Here is a 16,504-nt window from a genome sequence, read left to right on the forward strand (position 1 = left end):
ATGAATAAAACATTCAAAATATATGCTATAATCTTCGTTTTTGTATTGGTCATCATTGCTTTGCTAGAGATGAATAAAACCGAAGTAACCGATTGGCGAAAGAATTTTGAAATCGACGAAAAATCCCCTTTTGGGCTTTATGTTTTTGATCACGAAGCAGAATTTCTCTTTAAAAATAAACTTCAGAAAGTTTCGGTAAACCCCTACGATTTTTACGAAAACAATGAAAAAAAACAACATAATATTCTCGTTTTAGAAAAAGACATAGATCTTTTATCTTGGGAAAAAATAATGGATGAGGTCGCCAATGGCTCAGATGCTATGATTATAAAACAGCAGTTTCCGAGAAAAATTGCAGACAGTATAGGTTTTTACACATCAAACTTTAATGAGGCCGAGAGTGAAGTTCTAAAACTTACAGATAAGAAATTTCTCAATAGTTTTGCGAAAATTGAGAAATTCCCTGGCGGACGAGGTTTTACCTACATAAAACCTGAAATTGAAATTTTGGGAAAAATTGTTTCTCCAAATGCTGAGGATCAAGCTGGTTTTATAAAAGCCAAATTTGGGAAAGGACATTTTTTTATACATTCTGAACCTCTTTTTCTTACCAATTATTATCTTCTACAAAAAGAAAACCTTCAATATGCTCAGGATGTATTTTCATATCTTCAAGATAGGGAAACACTTTGGTTTACTGACGAAAAAAGCAGCAGCGAGTCTCAGTCTTTTATGAGATTTATTCTCGCTAATCCTGCATTGAGATATGCATGGTGGATTTTGCTAGGAGGATTGCTTTTGTTTGTATGCTTTAATGTGAAGCGAAAACAACGTATCATTCCGATTATTGAACCGTTAAAGAATTCTTCTGTAGATTTTGTGAAAAGCATCGGGAATCTTTATCTTCAAGAGGGAGATTTCCATGAAATGATAGCGAAAAAAGCACAGTATTTTCTGCATAAAGTAAGGATAGATTTGTTGATTAGTACACAAAATCTTGATTACGATTTTGCTAAAAAACTACAGCTGAAAACCGGCAAACCGGAAGATAAAATAGCCGAAGCTATCATCTTGCTACAGAAAGCACAAGATCCATACGCCCATGTAACGAAAGATGATTTAACGAAAATGAATAGCTTGCTGGATGAGATTTTGAAATAGAATTAGTTTTATTCTACGAGGGCAAACCAAATTTTAAAATAATAAAAGACAACAATAATCTAAATGGAAAACACAGAATATCAAAATACAGAAAACCAAGAAATCAATTTGGCAAAAATTGAAAACGATTTTGAACAGAGAATAGATATGGTAGATCTAAAAAATAGTCTGCAAAAAGTAAAAGAAGAAATTTCAAAAGTTATTGTTGGGCAGGAAGATATGATTAATCATCTTTTGGTGGCACTTTTGGCAAATGGGCATGTTTTGATAGAAGGTGTACCAGGAGTTGCAAAAACCATTACCGCAAAAATATTGGCAAAAACCATTGATGTAGACTTTAGCAGAATACAGTTTACACCAGATTTGATGCCCTCGGATATTTTGGGAACTTCTATTTTTAATGTCAGAAACTCTGAATTTGAATTTAAAAAAGGACCCATTTTTTCAAGTTTTGTTTTGATTGATGAAATCAATAGGTCACCAGCAAAAACACAGTCTGCATTGTTTGAAGTAATGGAAGAACGCCAGATTACTATGGATGGAATTCGTTATCCGATGAATGAACCCTTTATAGTTATTGCAACGCAGAATCCTATTGAACATGAGGGAACTTACAGACTTCCGGAGGCGCAGCTTGACCGTTTCTTGTTTAAAATTAATGTAGGTTATCCCACTCTTGAGCAGGAAATTGCAATTATTAAAAACCAGCACCAAAGCCGTGTTGAGGATAAAACAGAGCACATAAACAAAATCATTACTTCTGAGGAATTGAAGAAATACCAAAGTTTGGTAAAAGAAATTGTGGTAGAACCTCAACTGATAGAATATATTGCAAAAATCACCATAAATACAAGAGAAAACCAATTTTTATATTTGGGTGCATCACCTAGGGCAAGTTTGGCACTCTTATCTGCGTCAAAGGCTTTTGCTGCATTAAGGGGAAGAGATTTTGTATCTCCGGAAGATATTAAAGAAGCAAGCTTTGCGGTTTTAAGGCATAGAGTAATCGTTTCTCCGGAAAGAGAAATGGAAGGACTTACCGCGGATGAAATTATCAGACAAATTTTAGAAGGAATAGAAATTCCGAGATAATTTAATGAAGAATCTGTACATTCATACCCGTTTTTTTTTGATGCTCATTTCAGTGGGAATCATCTATGTTTTTGCCTTTTTTTTTCCTTGGTTAGTGTTGGTTGCACATATTTTTCTATTGCTGGTTTTTTTGCTGGCAATCGTAGAATATCTGTTTTTATTTAATGAAAAAGAAGGTGTTTCTGCCCAGAGAATTTTACCGGAAAAACTTTCTAACGGAGACGAAAATCCTGTAAAAATTGACATTAAAAATAACTACAACTTTAAAATTAATGTGAATGTAATTGATGAAATACCATTTCAGTTTCAGAAGAGGGATTTTTTAATTAAAAAGAAAATTGAGAGCAGAAAAAACTTATTTTTTCAATATATTTTAGAACCTAAAGAAAGAGGCGAGTACAGTTTTGGTGCACTGAATGTTTACGCTTCTTCACCTTTGGGTCTTATTGCCAAAAGATTTAGATTTCAGAAAGATGTGATGTTGCCGGCTTATCCTTCGTTCATTCATTTAAGGAAGTATGAATTAATGGCTCTGCAAAACGAATTTTTACTTGGCGGAACAAAAAAAATCCGGAAACTAGGTCATACAATGGAGTTTGAGCAAATTAAAGAATATGTTCCAGGAGATGACATAAGAACCGTCAACTGGAAGGCGACTTCAAAGTCAAATAGATTAATGGTCAATCAGTTTCAGGATGAAAAAGCGCAACGTGTTTTTATTATTATCGACAAGGGAAGAACGATGAAAATGCCTTTTAAGGGTTTGAGTCTTTTAGATTATTCTATTAACGCATCGATGGCTTTGGCTCATATTATACTTAAAAAAGGGGATCGTGCAGGGATGATGACCTTTTCTAAAAAAGCGGAGAATATGGTCGCGGCAGATCATAAATCTGGGCAGCTCAAGAAAATTTCTGAAGCTTTGTATAATGTGAAAACAGATTTTTTTGAAAGTGACTTCAATAGATTGTATCAGGATGTGAATTTTTCATTAAACCAAAGAAGTCTCATCTTACTTTTTACCAATTTTGAGACATTAGACGGGCTCAATCGTCAAATAAAATACCTCCGCGGAATTTCTAAAAACCATTTGCTTGTGGTTGTTTTCTTCAAAAATGCAGAGCTTCACCAGTTGATACATAAGAAACCGAACAGTACCCAGGAAATTTATGACCAGATCATTGCAGAAAAGTTTGAATTTGAAAAAAAACTTATTATTCAAGAATTAAGGAAATATGGTATCTTTTCTGTGTACACGCTTCCAGAAAATCTTAATGTAGATGTAATTAATAAATATTTGGAAATAAAAGCGAGAGGGATTTTGTAAATTTTAATGATGAAGAAAACGCTCACTGTTTTAAAGAGTTTCTCTAAAATTAGATTTTTATGTCTTCTAAGTCATTTTAAAATAACAGTTTTTCATTTTTTCTTAAAGTATTTTATTTTGCTTTTTTTAATGAAATACTTCATTGAAAGAGAAAATGAAATTGATTTTGTAATTTTGCACCTATATTACTCATACCTATGAAAATAACACTCAACCGAATCAATAATGAATTTTTATTTGAATGTACCAATTCACAAGGAAATTCAATACTTCTAGATAATACTTCGCAACCTGGCGCAAAAGGCGTTTCGCCGATGGAAAGCGTAATGATGGCAGTTGCAGGTTGCAGCGGAATTGATGTAGTTTCAATTTTAAAAAAACAAAGGCAAGAGATTACAAATTTCAAAGCCGAAGTTGAAGGTAAAAGAGTTGAGGTAGAAGATGCAAAACCGTTCAAATCAATTACCCTTAAATTCTTTTTAGAAGGAAATATTGACCCCAAAAAAGCCTTAAAAGCATCAGAATTATCATTCGAAAAATACTGCTCGGTTTCAAAAACTTTAGAGCCAAATGTAAAAATCGGTTACGAAGTTTTTGTCAACGGAGAGAAAGTAGTTTTGTAAACTTTCTTCTCAGTGTAATTGAAATAAAAAATAAGTCCTGCAAAATGCAGGACTTATTTTGGTTATAATCTTGGCTTTAGTAGTTTTGCTACCGTGGCAGTCCAGCCAGTTTGGTGTGACGCTCCTACACCGCGGCCGTTATCTCCATGAAAATATTCAAAGAAAGTAATATAATCTTTGAAATTTTCATCAAAATTAAACTTATCATATTCTCCGTTAAAAGCCCTTCTTCCGTTTTCATCTTTTAAGAAAATAGAGCAAAGTCTCGTGCTTATATTTTGAGCGATTTCGTCTAGGTTTTTCTTTTCTCCACTTCCTGTAGGGAATTCTACTCTCAAGCTATTACCATAATAAAAATGGAAACGCTGAAGACTCTCAACAATCAGGAAGTTGATAGGGAACCAAATAGGACCTCTCCAGTTGCTGTTGCCTCCAAACATTCGGCTGTCGCTTTCTGCAGGTGTATAATACACTATGTTTTCTGTACCATGTACAGAAAATACAAACGGTTTTTCTTCATAAACTTTAGACATAGCACGAATTCCGTAGGTGCTCAAAAATTCTTTTTCATCAAGCATTCTTGATAAGACTTTTGTTAACCGTGTTCTTCTCACGATGCTCATCAGGTGTTTACGTCCATGGCCTTCTTCATCCCAATGAGAAACCAATTTGGCAAGTTCTGGTTTGTTTTTCAGAATCCATTCCATCCTTCCTTGGAAATTTGGCATTTTTTCTAAAAGATGATGATCAATAATTTCTACTGCAAATAAGGGAATCAAACCTACAATGCTTCGAAGTCGCAAAGAAACGGCATTGCCATTTTGCAGTTGAAGTACATCATAGAAAAAGCCATCTTCCTCATTCCAAAGACCTTTAGTGCCTTCGCCAAGGTTTTCCATAGCCTCGGCGATGTAGAGATAGTGTTCAAAAAATTTAATTGCCATATCTTCATACACTTGATAGTATTGGGCTAATTCCATCGCTATTCTCATCATATTCAGAGCGTACATTGCCATCCAGCTTGTGCCATCTGCCTGCTCGAGATGTTCACCGTCTCTCAGCTCCATATTTCGGTCAAAAGCACCGATATTGTCTAGACCCAAAAAGCCTCCACCAAAGATGTTTTTGCCATTTTTATCTTTTCGGTTAACCCACCAAGTGAAATTCAGAAGTAGTTTTTGGAATACTTTTTCTAGAAAAAGAAGATCTGGCTTTCCATTGTGTTTTTCATCGATTTTAAATACCCTAAAGCAAGACCATGCGTGGACAGGAGGATTTACATCGCTAAGATTCCATTCATAGGCAGGCATTTGGCCGTTGGGATGCATGTACCATTCTTTGGTAAGAAGTAGAAGTTGGTTCTTTGCAAAATTAGCATCAATCAACGCATACGGTACACAATGAAATGCAAGATCCCATGTTGCATACCATGGATACTCCCATTTATCAGGCATTGAGATGATGTCTTTATTATGAAGATGATCCCATTCAACATTTCTCACATAATGTTTAAAGTTTCGCGGGGCATTAAAATTGGGATCTCCTTTCAGCCATTTTCCTACATTGTAATGATAGAATTGCTTATTCCAAAGTAGGCCTGCAAAAGCTTGTCGCTGTACATTTTTTTCGTCTTCACTGAGGATTTCTTCTTGAATGTTTTTGTAGAATTCATTTGCATCATTTTTTCTTTCAGCAAAAATATTATCGAAATTATCAAAAGGGTCATGAGCTTCTTCTGAAGCTAATTTAAATTCAAAGACTTCAAATTTGCCCGCAGGAATTATTTTTGTGATGGCAATTGCTGCTTTAGATCCTCTTTTTTCAGGATTTACAGTTGGCGTTTTTTTAATGATAAAATCATTGATCCCGTCTTTGTAAAAAGCATTTTCTTTTTTAGAGTGACCATAGATTTTTGGGGTGTTGGTTTCGTTTTCACAAAAAAGAGTTTCGCCAGAAGATTTAGAGTAAAGTTTTTTTATTTCTATACTATCGTGATGAATGTTGACTTGGTCATTTGAGTAAGAGTTGAGTTGCCCTTTGTATTTATTGTAGCCCCATGTCCAATTGTTTCTGAACCATAAAGTAGGCAACACAGTTAATGGCGCATCAATTTCGCTTCTGTTGTGTGCGGTTACTTTAACCAGGATGTCGTTTCGGTCAGCTTTGCAATATTCTATAAAAATATCAAAATACTCATCATTATCAAAAATTCCGGTATCTACAATTTCATATTCTGTATCATTTTTATTGCGTTTTGCGTTTTCTTGAAGAATATCATCATACGGAAATGCGTTGATAGGATATTTATACAGCATTTTCATGTAGCTGTGCGTCGGTGTATTATCAAGATAGTAGAATAGCTCTTTTACATCTTCACCATGATTTCCTTGAGGGTTGCTAAGTCCAAAAAAACGTTCTTTTATCATTTTATCTTTCCCATTCCAAAAAGATAAGGCAAAACAAAGTAATTGCTTATGGTCTGAAATTCCCGCAATTCCTTCCTCTCCCCATCGGTAAGAGTAGCTTTCTGCATTATTATGATTGGTAAAGTTCCAAGCATTACCGTCTGAACTATAGTCCTCACGCACGTTTCCCCACTGCCTGTTGCTTACATAAGGTCCCCAATCTTGCCAGTTATTACTATCTAATCTTTCTTTTTCTACACTCATAAACTCCTTTTACTCTACGAATTTAATTTTTTTGTGAAAGAAAAGCAATTTTTAATGTTTGAATATTTATTAATAAAGCTAGTAAACGCTTTAGTAAAGGTGATTTTTAATGTTAAATTAAATTATTTTAATATTTAAAGGAAAAGATATATCTTTGCAGTATTCGATCATTCACATATTGAAAATGTTATCAAGAAAGGTTGAGGGATAGACCCTGTGAAACCTTAGCAACCCTTTGTGCAAGCGAAGAAGGTGCTACGTTCTACCAAAAGTTTTATTTTTTTGGACAGATAACTTACTGAAGTTCTTTTCAGCCATTACTTTGTGGCATTTTCAAATTGTATTATCAAAAAGTATAATAGAATTGAAAACAGAACTAAACTATATTAATTTTTCGTATCAAACCAATTCCCTACAGGAATACAATATCTCGTTGAGCTATCAGCTTTTCGGGAAAGATTTATTTTCGGCTCCCATCATTTTAGTTAACCATGCTTTGACGGGAAATTCAGATGTTTCTGGAAAAAATGGCTGGTGGAAAAATTTAATTGGTGAAAATCAAGCAATTGACACCAATAAATATACTGTGATCTGTTTCAATATCCCAGGAAATGGGTATGATGGCTTTTTTATTGAAAGGTATGAAGATTTCACACCTTCAGATATTGCAAGTATCTTTTTAAAGGGTCTAGAAATTTTAAAAATAAATAGTTTACATACTATCATCGGAGGATCTTTAGGTGGGGGAATAGGATGGGAAATGCTGGTGAAAAATCCTCAGCTTGCAAAAGTTTTCATTCCTATCGCTTGTGATTTTAAAACACATGATTGGCTTCATGCACAATGTTTGGTTCAAAAATTTTTACTAAATCAAAATGATGAACCTCTACAGAAAGCCAGAATCCATGCTATGTTGTGCTATAGAACGCCAGAGTCATTAAATAAAAGGTTTCAAAATAAATTTAATAAAGATAAACATAAACTAGAATCTGAAGATTGGCTTATTTATCATGGAAATGCTTTAAACGATAGATTTAGTTTAACATCATATAAAATGATGAATCATTTGTTGATGAATATAAATTCAGATGAAGCTAAGCTTAAAAAAATAAAAGCTGAAATACATGTAATTTCTGTAGACACAGATTTGTTTTTTTCTAGTTCACAAATCCGAATGTGCTTTGAAAATTTAAAAAACGAAAAAGACAATGTCTTCTATTACGAAATTAAATCTATTCATGGGCACGACGCTTTTTTAATGGAATATCAACAATTAAACAATATCATCAAATCTATTCTGAAAATATGACAACAGAGACAATAAACATCTACCAAAGCAAAGCTTTAGTAAATTTTGAAGGAAAAAATTTTCTTGGGCAAATAGGTATCGATTCTAGAATTTTTAAAAGATTAAATGACGAGGGAATTAGTGTAGGAGTAATTTCTCAGCAAGCAATAGAAAACGGAATTTCCGTTTTGGTAGACGAAAAAGATGCAATCAATGCAGTGCGTGTTCTCAACGAAGAATTTAGAGAAGAAAAAGCATCTGCTATTGTAGATAATATTTACTGTGTGAATAATGTAGCTGTAATAGGTTTTGTTTCTGAGAATTATAGTAAAATATTATCTGAACTGCAGAGAAATAAAATTTTCCCTCTGTTGCTCAATCAAATTGCAACGACAGGACGAGTAAACATTGTGGTAACGGATGACCAAACTGATATTGCGAAAAGTATCGTGGAAACTGAAATCTATGGTAAACCAAAGGTAGTTCACCTGGCTTTAATTGGTCACGGAAATGTAGGTGGTACTTTAATGGAGCAGATTTTAGACTCCGCACACGATATTTTAAAAAGAAAAAGATTAGAATTAAAAGTAGTTGCCATCGCCAATTCAAAAAAAATGGCTCTTAACAAAGGTGGTTTCGGAAGTGACTGGAGGCAGAAAATGAAATATTCTCAGACACCATCAAACGTAGAAAACCTTATTAGATATGCTAAAGAACATCATTTAGAAAATCTTGTGATGGTAGATAATACCGCAAGCAAAGATTTTGTAAAGCACTATGATTTTTTTGTTGAAAATGGTTTTGATGTGGTTTCATCCAACAAAATTTACAACACACTTCCTATATCACAATACAGGAATCTAAGGAAATCTTTAGAGAAAAATAATAAACAATATCTCTACGAAACCAATGTTGGGGCAGGTTTGCCTTTGATTGATACTATTAAATTACTACATCTTTCAGGAGAAAATATCACAAGAATAAAGGGCGTTTTCTCAGGAACATTGAGCTATGTATTTAATAATTTTTCTTTAAGAGAAGAGCAATTCTCAACTATCATCACTGAAGCTTTAGAAAAAGGCTTTACAGAACCCGATCCAAGAGAAGATTTATCCGGAAATGATGTGGCGAGAAAATTGTTGATCTTGGCGAGAGAATTAGATTTGATCAATGAATTTGATGATATTAGTATTCAAAATTTAGTTCCAAAAGCATTGAGCTCAATTTCAAAATCAGAATTCATCGAAAGATTGGAAGAATTGGATGATGATTACCAAAAAATTAAAGAAGATCAAAAACCAAATCATGTTTTAAGATATGTAGGAGATTTGCACGGAGATCTGCAGAAAGATAAAGGTGAGTTGGATGTAAAACTGATTTCTGTTCCTGCAACATCTGCTTTAGGGCAGTTGAAAGGTTCAGATTCAATTTTCGAAATTTATACCGAGAGTTATGGAGAAAACCCTATTGTTATCATGGGCGCCGGCGCCGGCGCGCAAGTTACCGCAAGAGGCGTTTTTGGAGATATTTTAAGAATTAGTGCTACTAAATAAATGGAACGATATAACAATGTATCAGTGTAACAATCTATAAACAATGTCAAATATTGGTAAACTGCCAGATTAATACATTTTACATTAAAATAAATTATATGGAAAACGAACATTTCGAAACCCTCGCCATAAGAACACAAACTGAAAGAACTCAGTTTGATGAGCATTCTACGCCTTTATATCTTACTTCAAGCTTTGTTTTTGAAGATTCAGAAGACATGAGAGCGAGTTTTGCGGAAGAAAAATCTAAAAATCTTTACAGCCGGTTTTCAAATCCGAACGTTACAGAATTTACAGATAAAATAGTAAAAATGGAAGGTGCAGAAGCGGGTTATGCATTTGCTACAGGAATGGCTGCTATTTATTCCACTTTTGCAACATTATTGAACGCTGGTGATCACATCCTGAGTTGCCAGTCGGTTTTTGGTTCTACACACACCTTGTTCACAAAATATTTTAAAAAATGGAATATTGAAACCACCTATTTCAAAGCTGAAGATTCTGATAACGTAGAAAAATACATCAAGCCTAATACAAAAATTCTGTATCTGGAAACACCAACCAATCCTGCGATAGAAATTTTAGATTTAGAATTTTTCGGTCAGATTGCCAAAAAAAACAATCTTATTTTCATTGTAGACAATTGTTTTGCCACACCTTACCTTCAGCAGCCTATTAAATACGGAGCTGATATCGTAGTGCACTCCGCAACTAAACTGATGGACGGTCAGGGTCGTGTTTTGGGTGGTGTAGCGGTAGGTAGAGAAGATCTTATTAGAGAAATTTACCTTTTTGCAAGAAATACAGGTCCTGCAATGTCACCTTTTAATGCTTGGGTCTTATCAAAAAGCTTAGAAACTCTGGCAATTCGTGTAGAAAGACATTGTGAAAATGCTTTGAAAGTTGCAATGTTTTTAGAAAATCACCCCAATGTTGAATTGGTAAAATACCCCTTCTTAAAGTCTCATCCAAATTATGAGATTGCCAAAAAGCAAATGAAGTTAGGCGGTAATGTCGTTGCTTTTGAAATCAAAGGAGGAATAGAAGGCGGAAAAAGTTTTTTAGATAAAATAAAAATGTGCTCACTGTCTGCCAATTTGGGTGATACAAGAACAATTGTTACACATCCGGCATCAACAACACATTCAAAATTAAAGGACCAAGAACGCAATGAAGTAGGAATTACAGCAGGTTTGGTTCGTTGTTCGGTAGGTTTGGAAAATGTGGACGATATTATCGCAGATTTGAAACAGGCATTGGATTAATTTAAAAGAAACTATTAAAATAAGTTTATTTTGTTTAGCCCTGAAAGGGATACCTCAACAGTATTGGGTGAAGACCAATGCATCATGAAGGTTAATTTGAAAGCCCTGAGAGGGCGAAATCATTAGCCAGTGTTGAAGCCAGAGGAATATTGAATAAAATAGGCAACATTTTTTTAAAGCCCCGAAAGAGCGTAATCAATTTTTAAAATCGAATAATGATTAATAAATAATCTTCGTTATGTCACAATCTTTAAACAGAATTTATATTCACATTGTTTTCAGTACCAAAAACAGAGAACCAAATATATCTGAAGATATTAAAGATGAATTGTTTAATTATTTAGGAGGTGTTTGCAAAAGCCTGGATTGTAATCCACTGCAAGTTGGTGGTTATAAAGATCATATTCATATTTTATGTGCACTTTCAAAAAAGATAGCTTTGACACAATTAATGGAAAAAGTAAAATCCTCATCTTCAAGATGGATTAAGACAAAGAATGAAGAGTTTTCCAATTTTTATTGGCAAAGTGGATACGGAGCGTTTTCTGTAAATCCAACTGAAATTGATGTTGTGAAGAAATATATTCAAAATCAAGAGGAGCATCATAAAATAAAAAGTTTTCAGGATGAGTATAGGGCATTTTTAAAAAAATATAATGTTCAGTATAATGAAGAATATGTTTGGGATTAGTGATGTCGCCCTTTCAGGGCTTCGCGGAACTACAACTCTTCTATTCAATAGGCTTCACTCAATGCTAATGATAAAGCCCTTTCAGGGTAGTGCAGTATCGCAAAAAAAATAACCATTGGTCAAGACTCAATGCTGTGATGACAAAGCCTTAAAGGGTTTTACAAAATAAAAGAAATTTAAAATGAAAAATTCAGAACAACTATATAAAGCATTGCAAAATCGCATTCTCATTCTCGACGGAGCCATGGGAACAATGCTTCAGCGGTATAAATTTCAAGAAGAAGACTACCGTGGCGAGCGTTTCAAAGATTGGGAACATCCCGTGCAGGGAAATAACGATCTTCTTTCGCTTACACAACCGGAAGCAATCGAGGAAGTGCATAGAAAATATCTTGAAGCTGGCGCAGACATTCTGGAAACGAATACGTTTTCAGGAACAACCATTGCAATGGCAGACTATCACATGGAAGGTTTGGTGTACGAACTCAACTATGAATCTGCAAAAATCGCCAGAAAAGTTTGTGATGAATATACAGTAAAGAATCCCGAAAAGCCAAGGTTTGTTGCAGGTTCAATTGGTCCAACAAACAGAACGGCGAGCTTAAGTCCAGATGTCAACGATCCGGGTTACCGCGCAATTACATTTGAAGAATTGAGACTGGCTTACAAACAGCAGTCGGAAGCTTTATTAGATGGGGGTTCAGACATTCTTTTGGTTGAAACAATTTTTGATACACTCAATGCAAAGGCAGCATTATTTGCAATCGATGAAATTCAGGAAGAAAGAGGAATTGAAATTCCAATCATGGTTTCAGGAACGATTACTGATGCATCAGGAAGAACCTTGAGCGGACAAACAGCTGAAGCATTTTTAATCTCAGTTTCACATTTAAATTTACTAAGTGTTGGTTTCAACTGCGCTTTGGGAGCCAGTCAGTTAACGCCTTATTTAGAAACACTTGCTCATAACTCTGAATTCTGTGTTTCAGCATATCCAAACGCCGGTTTGCCTAATGCATTCGGACAATACGACGAATCGCCTGAGCAAATGGCAACTCAGATCAAAGAATATGTGGAAAAAGGATTAATCAACATCATCGGTGGATGCTGCGGAACAACGCCAGAACATATCAAAGCAATTGCAGAGCTGGTTGAGAAATATGAGCCTAGAAAAGTGGTACTTAGTTTTTAGTGTTTTGTATTTAGATTTATATGAGTTTTCAGGATTTTAAAAAATTAGATGTTTGGCTATTTGCAAGAAAATTGGCCAACTCAATTTATACAGTAACAAAAGAATTTCCAAATAGTGAGCAATTTGGTTTGAAGAATCAAATGAGGAGATATGCAGTTTCTGTTACGTCAAACATTGCAGAAGGATGCGGTAGAAATACACCAAAAGGAACTCTGGTTTTTTTATACATACCTAGAGGTTCTCTTTTTGAATTAGAAACTCAACTATATATTGCGTTTGATCAAAATTATATTGATGAAACATTTTTCAGTACAATTGATGAAGAAATCCAGACATCAAAAAAGTTGTTAAATGGATTTATAAATTATTTCAAAAAACAAGAAGATGGAAAATAAAGAAGGGATGCTAAAAACTAAAAACCAAACGCTATATCCCAAATACCTTCGCTTATCAGGCCTCGAGCCTTTGATTATAACCCCGGAATCCAATTTTATCAACGTTGGCGAAAGAACCAATGTTGCCGGATCCAAAAAGTTTTTAAGATTAATAAAAGAAGAGAAATTTTCTGAAGCTCTTGATATCGCAAGAGATCAGGTTGATGGTGGTGCACAAATTCTCGACGTTAATTTTGATGACGGATTGATCGATGGGAAAGCTTCAATGATTAAATTCCTCAACCTTATTGGCTCCGAACCAGACATTTCCAAAATCCCAATCATGATAGATTCTTCCAAATGGGAAATTTTGGAGGCGGGTTTACAAGTTGTTCAGGGGAAATGTGTGGTGAATTCTATCAGTTTAAAAGAAGGAAAAGAGGAATTCGTAAAACACGCCAAAGCCATCAAAAGATACGGTGCGGCGGTTATCGTTATGGCTTTTGATGAGGTAGGGCAAGCCGATAACTACAACAGAAGACTCGAAATCACCAAACGTTCTTACGATATTTTAGTAGATGAGGTTAAATTTCCAGCAGAAGATATTATTTTCGATTTAAATATATTTCCCGTTGCAACAGGAATGGACGAACACCGTCGCAATGCAATTGATTTCATTGAAGCTACACGGTGGGTAAGACAAAATCTTCCGTACGCTTCGGTAAGTGGGGGAGTATCCAATGTTTCATTCTCTTTCCGTGGAAACGATACAGTGCGTGAAGCGATGCATTCGGTTTTCCTTTATCACGCAATTCAAGCCGGGATGAATATCGGAATTGTAAATCCTGCATTGCTCGAAGTTTATGATCAAATTAATAAAGAGCTTCTCGAATTGGTAGAAGATGTAATTCTAGACAAAAGAGAAGATGCTACAGAACGACTTTTAGATTATTCTGAACGAAATAAATCAATTAAAAAAGAAAAAGTTGAAGAACTAGAATGGCGAACTTTTCCTTTACAAGACAGAATCACCCATTCTTTGGTGAAAGGGATCGACCGTTTTATAGAAGAAGATGTAGAAGAAGCAAGATTACTGTCGGAAAGACCTCTTCATGTGATTGAAGTCAATCTGATGACGGGAATGGGCGTTGTTGGTGATTTATTCGGAAGCGGAAAAATGTTTCTTCCACAGGTAGTAAAGTCTGCTAGAGTAATGAAAAGAGCAGTCGCTTATCTCCAACCGTTTATTGAAGCTGAAAAAGATGTGGCGCAGAAACCCAACGGAAAAATTTTAATGGCAACTGTAAAAGGTGACGTTCACGATATCGGAAAAAATATTGTGAGTGTAGTTTTGGGTTGTAATAATTACGAAATTGTAGATTTGGGTGTGATGGTTCCTGCCGAGAAAATTATTCAGGCAGCAATAGATCATAAGGTGGATGTTATTGGTTTGAGCGGATTAATTACGCCCAGCTTAGATGAAATGGTGTACATCGCTTCAGAACTGGAAAGACAAAATTTAAATTTTCCTTTATTAATAGGCGGCGCAACAACTTCAAAGGCACATACTGCAGTAAAGATTGATTTAAAATATAAAAATGCTGTAGTTCACGTGAATGATGCTTCCAGAGCAGTCAACGTGGTGAGTTCATTATTGGGAGATCGAAATAAAGAATATGTTGATGATCTGAAAAGTGACTATTCGGATTTCAGAGAGAAATTCCTAAACAGGCAGGTTGATAAAAATTACGTTTCAATTGAAGATGCCCGAAAAGATAAATTTAAAATCGATTGGGAAAATGAAGAAATTTTCACTCCAAAAAATCTAGGAATTCAGGTTTTTGAAAATCAGAATTTGGAAGAATTGATTCCGTTTATAGACTGGTCGCCATTTTTCAGAAGTTGGGATCTTCACGGTAAATATCCTAATATTTTTGATGATGGAGTTGTAGGCGAACAGGCAAAAGAATTATTTGCAGACGGTCAGAAAATTTTAAAGAAAATTGTTGATGAAAAATTACTGACTGCCAAAGCAATCTTCGGAATTTTTAAAGCCAATTCAAATGAAACCGATGATATTTTAATATACGATGAAAATGATCAGGAGAAGGCTAAATTTTTAACGCTGAGACAACAGGTTCAGAAATCAAAAGGAAAAGACTATATCGCATTAAGCGACTTTATTGCACCAAAAAGTTCAGGGAAGACTGATTATATGGGGGCTTTCTGTGTTTGCACAGGCTTTGGAACAGATGAATTATCGGATCAGTACGAAAAAAACAATGACGATTACAACGCCATCATGGTAAAAGCAATCGCCGACCGTTTTGCAGAAGCTTATGCAGAATTTTTACATAAAAAAGTTCGTACAGAATATTGGGGTTATGCCAATCAGGAAAATTTAAGCAACGAAGACTTAATTGCTGAAAAGTATAAAGGAATTCGTCCGGCTCCGGGGTATCCAGCTTGTCCAGACCATCTGGAAAAACATGCCATTTGGGATTTATTGAAAGTGGAAGAAAACATCGGTGTTTATCTTACTGAAAGTTTGGCAATGTTCCCAACGGCAGCCGTTTCCGGATATTATTTTGGAAGCCCACACGCCAAATATTTTGGTGTAGGAAAAATTTCAGAAGACCAGTTGAAAGAATATGCTGTAAGGAAAGGAATTTCTTTACAGGAAGCGAGAAAATGGCTGAATCCGAATTTGGCAGATGGATTTTAAATAATAAATTAAAGATAAAATATTATTAAAGATGATTTTTGAACATATTCAGACTACGTTCGAAGTGGATGAAAAAAACTATCTAGGGTTTTATGAAGCAAGTATTTTTAAATATTCATCGGAAAATGTTTCCCTTGAAAATATTTTAAAAACTGATATGTTATCCGAGCAAAGAAGACCTGGCCAATTTGGACCTTTTACAATTCGATTATTATCTGCAAATGATTTTATTAAATTAAATTTTGTAGAACTAAAGGAAACTTTAAAAAAACTATTTAAAAAAGAAGATTGGGGAGAAGATTTAGAAGTAGTTAAAAATTATGTAACAAAAGTTTTTAAGAAAATTGATATCGAAAATGATGAAATTTATTATATCAGTTGGGACAGTGCTCAATCAAAAATAGAAGGGGATTTCAAATTTTTTACATATTTCATAGGTCTTATCTGTGTTAATCCAAATCAAAAATCAATAAAGAAAATTTATTTTGGTGGTGATTAAACAATCATATCAAAACAAATTCAATGTCAAAACTTACTATTAATA

Annotated in this window: 13 protein-coding genes and 1 riboswitch; of the genes, 12 read left to right on the forward strand and 1 reads right to left on the reverse strand. The window is 34.5% G+C overall.

Going from position 1 to position 16,504, the window contains the following annotated elements; genetic code table 11:
• The 4 genes from BW939_RS03090 to BW939_RS03105 all read left to right on the forward strand — a co-directional run bounded on the left by BW939_RS03090 (position 1) and on the right by BW939_RS03105 (position 4,203).
• Positions 1-1,161 (forward strand): hypothetical protein, encoded by a 1,161-nt coding sequence (locus BW939_RS03090; protein ID WP_076449654.1) that lies wholly within the window; start codon positions 1-3, stop codon positions 1,159-1,161.
• Positions 1,162-1,224: 63 nt separating this feature from the next.
• A complete protein-coding gene (locus tag BW939_RS03095; RefSeq protein ID WP_076449656.1) occupies positions 1,225-2,253 on the forward strand; it encodes an AAA family ATPase in 1,029 nt (342 codons plus the stop codon).
• 4 nt (positions 2,254-2,257) lie between these two features.
• Positions 2,258-3,580, forward strand: coding sequence for a DUF58 domain-containing protein (locus tag BW939_RS03100; protein WP_076449658.1), 1,323 nt, complete (start codon positions 2,258-2,260; stop codon positions 3,578-3,580).
• Between the two features lie 197 nt (positions 3,581-3,777).
• Entirely contained in the window at positions 3,778-4,203 is a 426-nt protein-coding gene (locus tag BW939_RS03105) for an OsmC family protein (protein ID WP_076449660.1), read from the forward strand.
• Between the two features lie 62 nt (positions 4,204-4,265).
• Here BW939_RS03105 and BW939_RS03110 read toward each other — a convergent pair whose 3' ends face one another.
• Positions 4,266-6,872 (reverse strand): MGH1-like glycoside hydrolase domain-containing protein, encoded by a 2,607-nt coding sequence (locus BW939_RS03110; protein ID WP_076449662.1) that lies wholly within the window; start codon positions 6,870-6,872, stop codon positions 4,266-4,268.
• Between the two features lie 184 nt (positions 6,873-7,056).
• Positions 7,057-7,169: riboswitch (SAM riboswitch) on the forward strand.
• A 67-nt stretch (positions 7,170-7,236) separates the two neighbouring features.
• Between BW939_RS03110 and BW939_RS16140 the strand changes: the two genes are divergently transcribed.
• The 8 genes from BW939_RS16140 (at position 7,237) to BW939_RS03150 (ending at position 16,459) form a co-directional block, all read left to right on the forward strand.
• Positions 7,237-8,181 carry an alpha/beta fold hydrolase gene (locus BW939_RS16140; protein WP_076450127.1) on the forward strand — a complete coding sequence of 315 codons (945 nt, stop codon included), beginning with the start codon at positions 7,237-7,239 and terminating at the stop codon, positions 8,179-8,181.
• Complete coding sequence (locus tag BW939_RS16145) at positions 8,178-9,713, forward strand: ACT domain-containing protein (RefSeq protein ID WP_076449664.1); 1,536 nt, start codon at positions 8,178-8,180, stop codon at positions 9,711-9,713. The genes BW939_RS16140 and BW939_RS16145 overlap by 4 nt, the downstream gene beginning before the upstream one ends.
• Positions 9,714-9,811: 98 nt before the next feature.
• Complete coding sequence (locus BW939_RS03125) at positions 9,812-10,978, forward strand: O-succinylhomoserine sulfhydrylase (RefSeq protein WP_076449666.1); 1,167 nt, start codon at positions 9,812-9,814, stop codon at positions 10,976-10,978.
• A 238-nt stretch (positions 10,979-11,216) separates the two neighbouring features.
• A complete protein-coding gene (tnpA, locus tag BW939_RS03130; protein WP_076449668.1) occupies positions 11,217-11,669 on the forward strand; it encodes an IS200/IS605 family transposase in 453 nt (150 codons plus the stop codon).
• Between the two features lie 181 nt (positions 11,670-11,850).
• The gene (locus tag BW939_RS03135; RefSeq protein WP_076449670.1) at positions 11,851-12,861 is read left to right on the forward strand and encodes a homocysteine S-methyltransferase family protein; all 1,011 of its coding nucleotides are present in this window, start codon (positions 11,851-11,853) and stop codon (positions 12,859-12,861) included.
• 20 nt (positions 12,862-12,881) lie between these two features.
• Positions 12,882-13,256: a four helix bundle protein gene (locus BW939_RS03140; RefSeq protein WP_076449672.1), complete on the forward strand. Its 375-nt coding sequence runs from the start codon at positions 12,882-12,884 to the stop codon at positions 13,254-13,256.
• Entirely contained in the window at positions 13,246-15,960 is a 2,715-nt protein-coding gene (gene metH / locus BW939_RS03145) for a methionine synthase (protein WP_228417092.1), read from the forward strand. Before BW939_RS03140 ends, metH begins: the two co-directional genes overlap by 11 nt.
• Positions 15,961-15,991: 31 nt before the next feature.
• Positions 15,992-16,459, forward strand: a complete 468-nt coding sequence (locus BW939_RS03150) for a hypothetical protein (protein ID WP_076449674.1) — start codon at positions 15,992-15,994, stop codon at positions 16,457-16,459.
• Positions 16,460-16,504 lie beyond the last annotated feature (45 nt).

Origin of the sequence: Chryseobacterium piscicola, assembly GCF_900156685.1 — a bacterium.
Taxonomy (GTDB): Bacteria; Bacteroidota; Bacteroidia; order Flavobacteriales; family Weeksellaceae; genus Chryseobacterium; species Chryseobacterium piscicola.